Below are 12297 nucleotides of genomic sequence, written 5' to 3'. Positions count from 1 at the left end.
TCTTTGAACTGATTGAAGAAACGATTTCTTGTGTAAATCCTATTTTTCAAACTGTTTTTAAGACCTTTTTGAAAGACAAGGACAAAATCATGAACGCACTGGAACTGCCCTACTCAAACGCGAAACTGGAGGCTACTAATAACCTCATTAAGGTCATCAAGCGCAATGCTTTTGGCTTCCGGAACTTTGAAAACTTTAAAACTAGAATCCTCATTGCTTTGAACATCAAAAAGGAGAGAACCATGTTGGTCCTCTCCAGGTTATAACTTTTCATCAACCCACTACAGTTGACAAAGAGCCAGAAAAAGTTGGAATAAATCCAACTTTTAATCTACATATGTATCTTCGTTTTTGTTTAAGAAGGCGTAAGGTAATCCCATCAGTAGACCACCACCAATAAAGTTACCAATAAAGGTTACACCCCAGTGACGAAGAATATTTCCAATACCGAAGTTTGCGATTGAATCAGCAGCAACACTGAATTTCACGATAGCAAATGATGCAAAGTTTGCGGCGATGTGTTCATTTGTTAAGAATACAAACATGTAAATGGCTGAAAGAACCAACCAAAGTTTAGCTCCACCATCTTTAACCAAAACAAATGAAAGAATTGCGATATTTACAAAGACATTAGCCAAGATAGCTTCAAGTAAGACTAGTTCATTTGAACGGCCCAACTTCATTTCCACAACTCCAGAAATAAAGCTATCATGGGTAAGGTTTGCATAAGCCGCTGAATGGGCGAAGCCCCAACCTGCTATAAGAGCACCGATCAAATTAAAGAGTGTACAGTATAGAAGAATTTCAGCTGTCTTTCTCCAGCTAATTTTTTTCAAAAAGCTACCAGCTGTCAAGAACATCATGTTAGATGTTACTAACTCAGCATTCAAGAAAACAATGTAAGCCAATCCCCAAGCGAAAACAAATGGGAAGAGGAAACGTCCACTTCCAGGAGCAATCTTATTAATCAAGTCAGCTCCAACTGCACCAGCTGCTGTACTAAATGTTAAGAATGCACCAGCAAACATTGAACGGATAGCGTACTTGAATTTACTTTGACTGTAAAGACTTTCCTTTTTCTTACAAGCAAACTCAATTTTTGAGATAAATTCTGAAGAAACCATATAAACTCCTAAAACTTTTATTTGTGAATATTATAACATAAAATCGAAATTATGGGAAGGCTTTCTTAATTCTAGTTACAATATTTTCATCACTTTTAGTAATCGTTTCCATTTGCTTTGTATCAGCATCTTTAATGTTTTCACCCCTTTATTTTTAAACTCTCCATTCTATATATTTAATATATGTTTTTATTTTGTTCTATATTGAATTTACAAAAAAGTTTCTTTATTTTTCAGCAAAAGTCCATGCACTAATAATTTGTTTGAATTTATAGACAGAGAAAATAACGTTTTTATCAAAAAGTTCTTTGGAAAAAAATTGAGGTCTGGATTTTTAGTCCCGACCTCCTCTATTATTGATTTTCATTATATTTTCAAAAGCTTTTACTAATCAACATAAGTATCTTCATTTTTATTAAGATAAGCGTATGGTAAGCCTATCAAGAATCCTCCACCAATCAAGTTAGCGATAAAGGTAACACTCCAATGACGTAGGATATTAGGAATATCAAAGTTAGCAATTTGATCAGAAACAATGCTGAATTTGATAATGCTAAAAGATGAAAAGTTGGCTGCAATATGCTCGTTAGATAAGAAGACAAACATAGAAATAGCTGACAAGATAATCCAGAGTTTGGCATTGCTATCCTTAACCAAAATTGAAGACAGAATGGCAATATTTACAAACATATTTGCCAAAATCCCTTCCAACAAGACCAAATCACTAGGACGTGCCAACTTCTTGGCTACAATCTTTGGAAGATAACTGTCGTGTGTCAGGTGTGAAAACGCCGATGAATTAGCAAAGCACCAACCTGCTAACAGAGCGCCAACTAAGTTAAAAAAGGCACAATAAAGTAAAATAATAAAGGCTTTTTTCCAATCAATCTTCTTCAAAAATGTTCCAGCTGTCAAGTACATCATATTTGACGTCACCAACTCGGCATTTAAGAAAACGATATAAGCAAGTCCCCATGCAAATACAAAGGGAAATAGGAAATAACCAGCACTTGGAACGATGCTATTGAGTAGATCAGCACCTATGGCCCCAGCGGCTGTACTAAAGGTTAAAAAAGCACCTGCAAACATGGAACGAATAGCATACTTGAACTTACTTTGGTCAAATAGACTTTCTTTCTTATGACAATAATAATCAATCTTTGAAATAAATTCTGATGAACTCATATAAACTCCTTAAAATATAATCATCAGTATTATAACATAAAATAATTTAAGTGAAAATTAAATTTTACTTTTTACACTTGAATATTTTTAGCGCTAGCAAAAGCTTCAATTTCTTCTGCAGTCGCCCCCAGTAGCTCTGAAACCCACAAGCCGACAATATCTGACAAAACAGAATCGCAGACATATTCATTCTCACCATGACCATATTTACAAGTAAATAGTGGAGTTCTTATCGCTGATTGATAAAAATTGGAGGCTAACTCTTGCAGTTTTTCTGGCTGAAATTCAAGTCCCAACTCTTGTGCAAGTAGAGTTCTCACTTTGTCCCACTTTTCGCCTTTTGACTGGTAGTTCTCTCGTGCTTTGTTAATAAATCCCTGACAGAATTTTGACAACAAATCCTTGTTTTGATAGAGCAACCGACAAGAAAAGTCTGATATAGAACCAGCATGAAGTAAGAAAGTAAGCAAGTCATCAAGGCTTTCTGCTACCCGACCAACTTGGCCTTCACTCCCTATAAAGCCAATACTCTCATCCTCAAGAATTACATATTCTCCCCCGCTGCCGTCTTTAGCAAAGGCCTGACAAGCTAGAGAATATTCCTCATCGTTGTTAGAAAACTGCACCTCTCTGATGTGATCATAAAAGTAAATATCACACTCATCTAAAAGTAATCTTCTTAAATGCTGATTATTTCTGATTATTTGTAGCCTATCCATCTTTATCCCTCTCCAATATTTGGAATTGTCAGTGAATGATAACTTTAATATGATACTTTTTCGTTTCATTTTTTAGATTTCTGACAAGCTTATCATTCTCTTTTGATTGGCCAAAGAAATAGGCTAGAGCTTTTCCGTTCTTTTGTTGGATACTCAAAAAATATCTAGCTCCATTCAATTTAACACTTGGAATAAAATCAACCTCAATCTTTTTAATATTATTCAGTGGTATAATTCGCTTTCTAAAAACATAAGCATTATGGATATAAAATCTTCCCTTAGCAATATGAAAAGGGGCAAAAAAGTTTCCACCACTTTGACGCACAATGACATAACGGCGCCAAAGGATCAATAAAAGAAGGAAGGATACAAAGCAAATAGCAAAAGTCAAAACCGAGCTTTTCATCATCGACTTTAGCCCAATCAAAAAATAATCTATCATAATTAAAGCTCCTTTTTTCCTTATTATATCACTTTTATTGAACAACTAGTTTTATGGACAAAGAAAAAGACTGAACAACGTTCAGCCCTTTTCAATAATATTTGATGTGATATCTTTATCTAGTCAAATCAAGACGTTTACCGATTTTTCCGATAAGAATAGCACCAACAATCAAAGAAGCGAATTCTCCGATAGCAGTTGTAAACCAAGTTAAGAAGAAAGGTGCTTCTGCTACGATGTTCAATTCAGCAGCAATGGTGATCATTGAAATCGAAAAAAGAATTGAAAAGAAGAAATGATCTTTTCGAATCAATCCATTAAAAAGATAGTCTTTTTTATATTTGCTAAACAACCATACGCCTAAACTTAGGAAGATAAGCGTAGAGCCTCCACCAACTGCGACATCGATGATTCCAAAACTGAAGAAATTTGCAATCATACATCCAAGAGTAACACCGATAATGTACTTAGGATTGTAAAAGGCAAGGAAATTCATCATTTCAGAGATACGGAACTGATAAGCACCGTAACTGATAGCATTAAGGGGTGGTGTGATTGTCAAAACCACATAAATTGCTGCGACAATGGCAATATCTGCCATATCACGGATAGTTAGTTTTTTCATGTTTTCTCCTTTAGCGATTAACCCGCGTAAAATATGCTTGGTGAAAGAAGCTAAGCACCAAGGGTTGAGCAAGTCAACCCTACAAGTATAGCACATTTATCTCCTTTATGCTATACTATTTTTATGAAAACATGCATAAAAAAATTCTTCGATAATGAAATTCTCTCCTACTTATTTTTTGGAGCTGCAACTACTCTTGTTTCGATTATTGTTCGTATCACGATTTTTTACCTTTGCCAACAAGAATTATGGGCGACTGCTCTGGGAAATATAACTGGAATTTTGTTTGCTTTTTTCACCAACGATACCATTGTTTTTAAACAGAAACGAAAAAATTGGTTCAAACGTCTGATAAAATTTACAACTGCAAGATTCATAACTTTTCTATTAGACCTCCTTCTGACCTTTATTTTTGTGACGAGTTTCCCTCACATCATCGGTCAATTTGTAGGTGATAATCTCAATACTATCAACACAATTGAGACTATTTTTGCACAAGTTACGATCATAGTCCTCAATTACATCTTCAGTAAAGTTTTTGTTTTTAAAAAACACTGAGCATATTTCTTGAATTCAACAGATGATTGAGATATAATTTAGACTGTAAAATTTCGAAAGGAAAAAGAAAATGTTAAAAGATCTTAAAGAATTTTTGCTCCGTGGTAACGTTGTAGACCTTGCTGTCGGTGTAATCATCGCTTCTGCTTTTGGTGCTATCGTGACTTCATTTGTTAATGATATCATCACTCCACTTCTATTGAACCCTGCTTTGAAAGCTGCAAAAATTGAACGTATTGCTGAACTTTCATGGAATGGTGTTGCTTACGGTAACTTCTTGAGTGCTGTTATCAACTTCCTTGTTGTTGGTACCGTTCTATTCTTTGTGATTAAAGCAATGGAAAAAGCTCAAAACCTTGCCAAAAAAGAAGAAGTTGCTGAAGAAGCACCTGCTGGTCCAACTGAGTTGGAAGTTCTTCAAGAAATCAAAGCTCTTCTTGAGAAAAAATAATCATCTAGAGGATTCGGTTCAATACTGAATCTTTTTTACTTCTCTTTTTGCTGAGTTTAGAAAAAACTTGAGTTCAGCTCTCTTTTTTGATATAATAATTAAAGTTTCCACCCTTAGTGTAATGGATATCACGTAAGATTCCGGTTCTTGAGATGGGGGTTCGATTCCCTCAGGGTGGATATTTTATAAAGAACTTACCAAAATCTGTAGATAAAGCTGTAAGGATTCAGGCTCTATAATATTTCTAGTGGATAAATTCCCTATAGATATTATGGAGTCTATTTTATTGTTGAAAAGGTTTACTTTTATCTAGGCTTCAGTCTAGTTTTTTTATAATCGGAAATGCCTCTGTAAGGACGTCTATCCCAAAATTAATTCCCTGTACTTGGTAGTGATAGATGGGGGCAGGATAAAACTTTTGAACTCGGTTTTTAAGGTGAGTGTCTATCATTTCAAGTAAAATCCCATCTGATAAATAGGGAAATTCTGGTCCGCTGAGTAAATCTTCTTCTAGTAAATTCAGGTCCCACCCCTCATCAATAGATCTGCAAAAAAGAATCTTACCAAAATCAATACAGTATTTGAGCTTTTGATTCTTTAAGCCCTCAAGAAAAATTTGCAGGTGATTTTCTTGAGAAAGTTGACACCGTAATTCATACCAATTATACTTGATTTCCTCACCAATATGAACCCACTTCATTTTTAACAAACCTCTTCTATCCTTATATCACTCTCTTGATTTTTATAGAGAACTAAGTCAAAAACTAGATTCTTAGCACAAATACGAAAATGAACCAAGTCTTCTTCAGCCAAAACTCCACCCGCCCTATGAATCACTTCTGTAATCAGGCTACTAGTCTCTAGCTTACAAATAGGCGATTCAAGATCTGACGAACTAGGAATCTGATGAAGAGCATCAAATAAGTCTCTTTCTGTGATTTGGTAAAAATGACAGAAGGGAAATTTCAATCGAATCAGATGTTTCTTTCCCTTCAAAGTCATCGTAGAAATCTCGTAATGACTATTTTCGCTAAAAGCTGCACTAGCTTCATATTCATCCTCTGGTACAGATTTCCACTCTAGCATAAAATCTTGCCCTCCACTATTTTCTCATCTCATACGCTTTCTCTCTATAAAAATCTAAAATAGTTTAAAAAACGCACAGCTACTTGTTATTGATTCACCATTAAATCCATCCTTTTTCCTTAAATTCAGCAATACGAGCTAAATCCTCATCTGAAGGTTTATTGGAAACAATTTCTTTTGTAATAACCGAATACTCTTTGTTCCATTTTTTAAGAATTGCAATAATAGAATCTGAAATCCTGATATCTCTTTTCGAAATTGACTCTAAATTCCACTCTTGAATTTCAGAAAGTCCCATAAATTTTGTGATTTCGATCTTAGAAGCTGCATATTCTTTTTTCTTTTTAGCAAAGTAACCATTTCCTGCTATAATATTTAACTTCTTTTCAAATGGTAATTTATTGCCTATATGCTCGATTTTCTCTCGGATTTTATGATCTGATTCATCTATAAAGTAGTTAGTTTGCCATTTTTGAGGGAAGATATGCTCGATTTCCCATTTACTTGGTAATAATGAATCCTGATGTTTATAAGCAAGTGTTTTAAGCAACATTCTCACCACATTACGGTGAGGATTTTGGATTCCTGCTTCAAGTTGAGCTTGGTCTAGTTCTTTGAAATCAAATTTAGGAATATCTGATACAACAATTGCTGAATTTAATTTTAAAATATCACCTTTAACAGCATTGATAGTTGGAATAAGAATGTATTTTGTCATTAGTTCAGCGAGTAATTTGTTTAAGAATCTTGCAAATTTATCCTCAAAGTTTTTATCCTTACGATAACAAATATAATATATAATCACCGGATATTTCCAGAACTCATTAGGATATGAAGTAAGTGTATCTAATGTTTGTTTTATCTTTATATTTGATGACCAACTCTCATCTTCCAGCACTTCACCTTTATTAATTACTTTCCATAATTCGATCATTACGAATAAATTATCTAATAATTCAGATTGATAAAGGCGTTCAAATTTGTTACTCGAATAGTATTTTCTGACACCAGGTGTAGTACTTTTAGTATCTTTTTCCAAAGCTCTAAGATAGAACATATAGTAATAAAATAATTGTTGGATACTTTCATTAGCTGCTGTAGCTTGTTCATCAAGCTCTTTCCAGCGTTCAATAAATGTTTCCTTATCTTTTCCCTCAAGATGGTTATAAATCTTAGCTTTAAATATATCAGCATCAGATAGCGGTAAACCTCTGTCATTTAGAGTAGAGAAAATAGTCAATGCTGTATCTTGGGTATCAGCAGTTATTGGTAAAAGAATAGCTTGATTTAATAGGGAATAAATGAACTGATAAATCATTAAGGGATTCTCACTTGAATGTTTATCAAGTAACTCCTGAAAATGAATATAATTTCTAGAATAATTATCTTTAGAATCTTTATTTGCTCTTCCAGTTTCGAGAATTTTACGAAGAATTTCATTACCTTCATTATTAACAACACGTGATGTTAGAAGAGTAGTCTTATAATCAACTGTTCCAGTCAGTTTATTAGTGCGCCAGATTGAGGGTTCAATCTTACCAATAAAATTGTTCGCTTCTGGAGTTCGTTCTGATAATGGAGAATTAAATAGCTTTGTGTAAATCGCTCTTAACAATAAAAACAGAGAGGTAATACGTTGCTGACCATCAATAATTTCCTGTTCACCATTATCATTTTCATACGAAACGATACTTCCAAGAAAATACGAACCTTCGCGTTCAGTACCACCATTACTGACGGTAAATTCCCATAAATCTTCAAACAGTGTTTCAACCTGTTCATCCGTCCAAGCATAAGGACGCTGATATTCTGGAATAACAAATGGTTTTGTTCTTCCACTACCAAGTAGTGCTTCAACACTCTGCTTATTAACTTCTATTGTAGTTGGCATCTTAAACCTCCATATTATATTTGCTAAAATACTACATTTTTTATTGATTATTTTGAAAACTATATCAAATCGCTTTAACTAGCAATCCTACACATTCAAAACGAACTTTTAGTAACTATTGCATATCTTCCATGGCTTCTTTCACATATCCTTCTACATCTTCAATCTCTAAAAACGAAGGATCAAGGTGACACAAAAAGTGCCAATCTTCGGCGCCTTTTTTTCTATAGACAATCGCTTCCCCGTCTTCACTTCCGAAAAAGTTTCTGTCGACTTCATACCCGTTGCGCTCTAAAAAGTCCTTTGCCTGATGATACTTGACTTCTCGTGCTTCGATATAAGCTTTGACTTCATCGTTGTTAACGATATAGGCATCGATTTTTGAATCCCCTTCGATTACTTGATTGTTTTTAACGGAAAGATTCGAAATTTCTTTCCAAATAATCTCGACATTTTCTTCAGGTTCAAATGAAAATCTAGATAAAGGGACAATATTTCCATTGAACACAATTTCCATATAATCTGGCAAGTGTTTTGGGTTCACATACTCCACTTGAAACCCATCTTCTGTTTCTAAAGTATATCCAGGAATTTGAGCTACAAAGGCTTTTCCATCTTCTAAAGAGTCAAACACGACTAAATCTTTTGAATAATGATTTTGATACAATTCCAATATAAGCATTGATAATCTCTCCCATTTTCTCTACCAATATTGTATCACTTTATTGAATTGTACTACAAATAATAAAAAGCTATTCTCTATCAACTCCTAAATACCTTTTCCAAACATAGGTAGTTACAAAAAAATCTGAGTGCCCCAATATTAGCTACACCCAGAACTTCTGTAATATCAACGATATTGATCGTAAGCTATTTATCGCCAACCTAGTTACCCTACTTAAATTTTTAAGTAGGATGGTCTTTATAAAAATAATTAGAAAAACAATTTAATGATTATTTTCAATATAACCCTATGCAAGACCAATCCATCCATATCCTTGTACTGCCATATCAACAAAATGGTTAATGAGTAATGATACCTTAGAATCAAAGGCTGCTTTGTCATAACTCTCAGGAAGATCCTGATTTAATGATAATTCAACTTCATATTTAAGTTTGGCACGCGGCTGTTCATCTTTGTACCAATCTACCACAAGAAGATTACTACGATTATCCATCAATTTCTTAAACAGATTTTTTGCAGACAGTTTTACTTTTTGCTCCTCAACCTGTGTCAATTTCTTTCCAGCAATCAACAAATCGTAAATTTCCAGTTCTTCTTCCGTAAGACCTTCCATATTTGCACGATTGTCCTCTTGACGCATCTCTTCAAGAAGTTTAACAAGCTGTTCGTAATAATCTTCATTTTCAGTACCGCCTGCATTATAGGAATCAATAATGCGTTTGAATCGTTCGGAGAATTTCGTTCTAGTGCAATTTCTATTAAGCATTTGTTCTAGTGCTTGCTCTATATATTCCTTCAAATCATCAATTTCAATAGCTTTATACTCAGCCAATTTTATTTCTTGTCTTAGCTGTTCAATATCTACTTTAGATAAATCTATGGCCTTTGTCCCTTTAATCATGTACTGAGCTTCTTTCCCCCGAACATAATTAGCGAAATCCGGACTTGCAATTACACTACCGTCCAGAATTTGATTCATTTTCTGTCTGGCACGAGCTACTTTTTCGTCATCAATAGTATGATAAAACAATCCATGTAAATAAACGAGTGGTGCAAATTTATCATTAGTCCAATTTCTTTCAAAGATTTCTGGTTTTGATGCTTCGTAGAGATTCGTTAAGGTGTTCAGTATAACCTTGAATTTCTCTTTAGCATCATCTTTAGCAATAATAGCGTCATAAGCTCTTCTTAAAGCATCCAGTTTATCCAGAGTATTGGAATCTGCAATGATTTTCTCTAATGAAACACCTAAAGAAAGCAAGAAAGAATCTGCCTCATGAATTGTACCATCAATGTATCCGATTAGCTGTTCTATATCTTTTGCAGGAAATTCTGTTCCGTCATTACCCGTGGCATATTCTGTTAATGCTTTCTTCATATATTTAAAAACATTCACATAATCAACAATAATTCCAGCAGGTTTTCCAGGATAAACTCTGTTGGCACGAGCTATGGCTTGCATCAACGTGTGTCCCTTCATCGGCTTGTCAAGATAGAGCGTAGAAAGGTTTTTCACATCAAATCCTGTTAGCCACATAGCACACACAAATACTAATTGCAAAGGATCATCTGGACTCTTGAACCTATCCTCGATATCTCTACCATCAGATGTGATTTCTTTCATCTTTGCACGATGCTCCGATATTCTCAACCCTTGTTTAGCAAACTTAGCTTCTTCATCATTCTCTTCAGAAATAACCACTGCCATTTCCACCTTATTCATATAAGCAAGAATATTTGTGAGCTGATCACATTCTTCCTTTGTAGTGGCAGAATTTCGCTGTTTCGTAATATTTTGTTTTTCAATAGCCCAGTAATGCTGAACCTTGTCATACATCTTGACAGCTGTATATTTGTCAACTGACACAACCATTCCCTTCCCAAGAAATCCTCGTCTTGGGAAGTGGTATGCAATATCCTGCGCAACCTTATCCAGTCTGTCATCACGCTTAATAACTTCTAAAATACGAGAGGATGCATTTTCTAACAGACGGATTTCGTCGTCGTTAAGATTTTCTTCTTCGATAATATCTACAACATCATCATCAAGGAAATTATTTTCAAGACCTACTTCCGGAACTCGTCTGGAATAGAACAATGGTACAGTAGAACCATCTTCGACAGATTGTGCAAAGTTATACTCTGACACATACTCACCGAACCATTGATTAGTAAGACGCTTAGCCCCGAGAAGTGGTGTTCCTGTAAACGCAACAAAATTAGCATTAGGAAGTGCTGTTCTCATGTTTTCTGCTAAATCTTTGTACTGTGTTCTATGTGCCTCATCAACTAGAACAATGATATCATCACGTGTAGAAAGAACAGGATACTTCTTCGTCTTATCGTATCTAAACTTATGAATTAGTGTGAAGATAAATGCTTTGTTAGTAGTTAAAAATTCTCGCAGCTGCTTGCTGTTTTTTGGTTGACACTCTTCTTTAGAACCAATAACTTCTGTGCGTACAAAATTCTTATGAATCTGCGTATCCAAATCTTCACGGTCTGTGATAATAAGGAATGAAAAATTACCAGCCACTTTGCGTTTAACCTTACGGGCAAACATAACCATAGAGTAGGACTTACCCGAACCTTGTGTATGCCAGAAGACACCCAGTTTACCATTTAATTCTTTTCTGTTTTTTACTGATTCCATCAGATTATTTACGCCTAAATACTGATGGTTTTTAGCGATAATTTTTATTTGTTGATTCTCAAAGAGAATAAAATTTTCGATATAATCAATCAATTTATCCTTGTTTAATAAACCATCAACAAAATATCTTACAGAACTATCTTTTACATTTTCAGCTGAGTGAATAGCTTCTCGATCCAGTACTTCTTTTTCACTATCAACTTTAAGCCATTCAAAAAAGTAGTCATAGGTCGCATTGAAGGCACCAAGCTTTGTTTCTAATCCATTTGAGAGAACACAAATTTGATTGAATGCAAATAGATTTGGAATATCTCGTAAATAATCCTTTAAATTATTATTATAGGCTTCTTCAATTTTAACGATGCTATTCTTTAGTTCAATGAACACAAGAGGCATTCCATTGATGAAGATAAGGATATCCGGTCTGCGATAATAGGCCTTTCCTTGAATCCACATCTGAGAAACTGCTGTAAAAGTATTGTTCTCCGGATGCTCAAAATCAATTAGCTTTACAAAATCAAAGTCTTCTTTGTCGTCTTTGCGAACTGTGATTTTTATATTATTGCGGATTTGCCTGTATATTTTATAGTTAGTATCAACAATATCTGTACCTGTGTAATCCTGCCTTAAGTTTTTTACTATTTCCTTGATTTTATCTTCAGAGATAGTAGGATTAATGCGTTTCAAAGAAGACAGCATAACATCAGGAAGAACACATTCTTTCTTAGAAGCTCTTCCTGTACCATCATTCAAATCATCTTGCTTACTCAAATCAGCATCACAAATGAGGATATCATAGTTAAATGGTTCCGTTTTTAATTTTGCAAGTATAGCCTGTTCTATATCATCTTCAGATATAAAATTACGCATAGGAACAC

13 protein-coding genes, 1 tRNA gene and 1 riboswitch are annotated in these 12297 nt (G+C 34.4%); of the genes, 4 read left to right on the top strand and 10 right to left on the bottom strand.

Annotation, left to right across the window (positions count from 1 at the left end; genetic code table 11):
• A partial coding sequence (locus QM469_RS08975; RefSeq protein WP_414276310.1) for a transposase occupies positions 1–266 on the top strand: 266 nt, incomplete at its 5' end.
• Between the two features lie 60 nt (positions 267–326).
• Here QM469_RS08975 and QM469_RS08970 read toward each other — a convergent pair.
• From QM469_RS08970 to QM469_RS08950, 5 genes are all read right to left on the bottom strand, one after another.
• On the bottom strand, positions 327–1124 hold the full coding sequence (locus QM469_RS08970; RefSeq protein WP_000254784.1) for a formate/nitrite transporter family protein: 798 nt from the start codon (positions 1122–1124) through the stop codon (positions 327–329).
• A 387-nt stretch (positions 1125–1511) separates the two neighbouring features.
• Complete coding sequence (locus tag QM469_RS08965) at positions 1512–2309, bottom strand: formate/nitrite transporter family protein (RefSeq protein ID WP_248034321.1); 798 nt, start codon at positions 2307–2309, stop codon at positions 1512–1514.
• A gap of 71 nt (positions 2310–2380) precedes the next feature.
• A complete protein-coding gene (locus QM469_RS08960) occupies positions 2381–3028 on the bottom strand; it encodes a hypothetical protein (RefSeq protein WP_414276588.1) in 648 nt (215 codons plus the stop codon).
• Between the two features lie 28 nt (positions 3029–3056).
• Complete coding sequence (locus tag QM469_RS08955) at positions 3057–3470, bottom strand: hypothetical protein (protein WP_248034322.1); 414 nt, start codon at positions 3468–3470, stop codon at positions 3057–3059.
• Between the two features lie 115 nt (positions 3471–3585).
• The gene (locus tag QM469_RS08950) at positions 3586–4095 is read right to left on the bottom strand and encodes a QueT transporter family protein (RefSeq protein ID WP_248034323.1); all 510 of its coding nucleotides are present in this window, start codon (positions 4093–4095) and stop codon (positions 3586–3588) included.
• Positions 4093–4190, bottom strand: a riboswitch (PreQ1 riboswitch). Its footprint overlaps the gene before it by 3 nt.
• A 28-nt stretch (positions 4191–4218) precedes the next feature.
• Here QM469_RS08950 and QM469_RS08945 point away from each other — a divergent pair.
• The 3 genes from QM469_RS08945 (at position 4219) to QM469_RS08935 (ending at position 5283) form a co-directional block, all read left to right on the top strand.
• Positions 4219–4653 (top strand): GtrA family protein, encoded by a 435-nt coding sequence (locus QM469_RS08945; protein ID WP_248034324.1) that lies wholly within the window; start codon positions 4219–4221, stop codon positions 4651–4653.
• A 70-nt stretch (positions 4654–4723) separates the two neighbouring features.
• Positions 4724–5104: a large conductance mechanosensitive channel protein MscL gene (mscL, locus tag QM469_RS08940; RefSeq protein WP_248034325.1), complete on the top strand. Its 381-nt coding sequence runs from the start codon at positions 4724–4726 to the stop codon at positions 5102–5104.
• Between the two features lie 107 nt (positions 5105–5211).
• Positions 5212–5283 (top strand) — tRNA-Arg (locus QM469_RS08935).
• 137 nt (positions 5284–5420) lie between these two features.
• Here QM469_RS08935 and QM469_RS08930 read toward each other — a convergent pair.
• The 5 genes from QM469_RS08930 to QM469_RS08910 form a co-directional block, all read right to left on the bottom strand.
• Positions 5421–5804, bottom strand: a complete 384-nt coding sequence (locus QM469_RS08930) for a hypothetical protein (protein ID WP_248034326.1) — start codon at positions 5802–5804, stop codon at positions 5421–5423.
• Positions 5805–5806: 2 nt separating this feature from the next.
• The gene (locus QM469_RS08925; RefSeq protein ID WP_248034327.1) at positions 5807–6190 is read right to left on the bottom strand and encodes a hypothetical protein; all 384 of its coding nucleotides are present in this window, start codon (positions 6188–6190) and stop codon (positions 5807–5809) included.
• A gap of 100 nt (positions 6191–6290) precedes the next feature.
• On the bottom strand, positions 6291–8081 hold the full coding sequence (locus tag QM469_RS08920; RefSeq protein ID WP_153225505.1) for a DUF262 domain-containing protein: 1791 nt from the start codon (positions 8079–8081) through the stop codon (positions 6291–6293).
• Between the two features lie 115 nt (positions 8082–8196).
• Positions 8197–8763 (bottom strand): hypothetical protein, encoded by a 567-nt coding sequence (locus tag QM469_RS08915; protein WP_371607809.1) that lies wholly within the window; start codon positions 8761–8763, stop codon positions 8197–8199.
• A gap of 289 nt (positions 8764–9052) precedes the next feature.
• Complete coding sequence (locus tag QM469_RS08910) at positions 9053–12289, bottom strand: type I restriction endonuclease subunit R (protein ID WP_414276587.1); 3237 nt, start codon at positions 12287–12289, stop codon at positions 9053–9055.
• Between the last annotated feature and the right edge of the window lie 8 nt (positions 12290–12297).

Source organism: Streptococcus infantis, assembly GCF_047464215.1.
Lineage (GTDB): Bacteria > Bacillota > Bacilli > Lactobacillales > Streptococcaceae > Streptococcus > Streptococcus infantis_P.
This window is presented reverse-complemented; position numbering and strand designations above follow the sequence as displayed.

What these genes read in the sequence shown, in the direction of transcription:
- QM469_RS08970 (WP_000254784.1), bottom strand. Translation starts at nt 1,124, where the DNA reads ATGGTTTCTTCAGAATTTATCTCAAAAATTGAGTTTGCTTGTAAGAAA.
- QM469_RS08965 (WP_248034321.1), bottom strand. Translation starts at nt 2,309, where the DNA reads ATGAGTTCATCAGAATTTATTTCAAAGATTGATTATTATTGTCATAAG.
- QM469_RS08960 (WP_414276588.1), bottom strand. Translation starts at nt 3,028, where the DNA reads ATGGATAGGCTACAAATAATCAGAAATAATCAGCATTTAAGAAGATTA.
- QM469_RS08955 (WP_248034322.1), bottom strand. Translation starts at nt 3,470, where the DNA reads ATGATAGATTATTTTTTGATTGGGCTAAAGTCGATGATGAAAAGCTCG.
- QM469_RS08950 (WP_248034323.1), bottom strand. Translation starts at nt 4,095, where the DNA reads ATGAAAAAACTAACTATCCGTGATATGGCAGATATTGCCATTGTCGCA.
- QM469_RS08945 (WP_248034324.1), top strand. Translation starts at nt 4,219, where the DNA reads ATGAAAACATGCATAAAAAAATTCTTCGATAATGAAATTCTCTCCTAC.
- mscL (WP_248034325.1), top strand. Translation starts at nt 4,724, where the DNA reads ATGTTAAAAGATCTTAAAGAATTTTTGCTCCGTGGTAACGTTGTAGAC.
- QM469_RS08930 (WP_248034326.1), bottom strand. Translation starts at nt 5,804, where the DNA reads ATGAAGTGGGTTCATATTGGTGAGGAAATCAAGTATAATTGGTATGAA.
- QM469_RS08925 (WP_248034327.1), bottom strand. Translation starts at nt 6,190, where the DNA reads ATGCTAGAGTGGAAATCTGTACCAGAGGATGAATATGAAGCTAGTGCA.
- QM469_RS08920 (WP_153225505.1), bottom strand. Translation starts at nt 8,081, where the DNA reads ATGCCAACTACAATAGAAGTTAATAAGCAGAGTGTTGAAGCACTACTT.
- QM469_RS08915 (WP_371607809.1), bottom strand. Translation starts at nt 8,763, where the DNA reads ATGCTTATATTGGAATTGTATCAAAATCATTATTCAAAAGATTTAGTC.
- QM469_RS08910 (WP_414276587.1), bottom strand. Translation starts at nt 12,289, where the DNA reads ATGCGTAATTTTATATCTGAAGATGATATAGAACAGGCTATACTTGCA.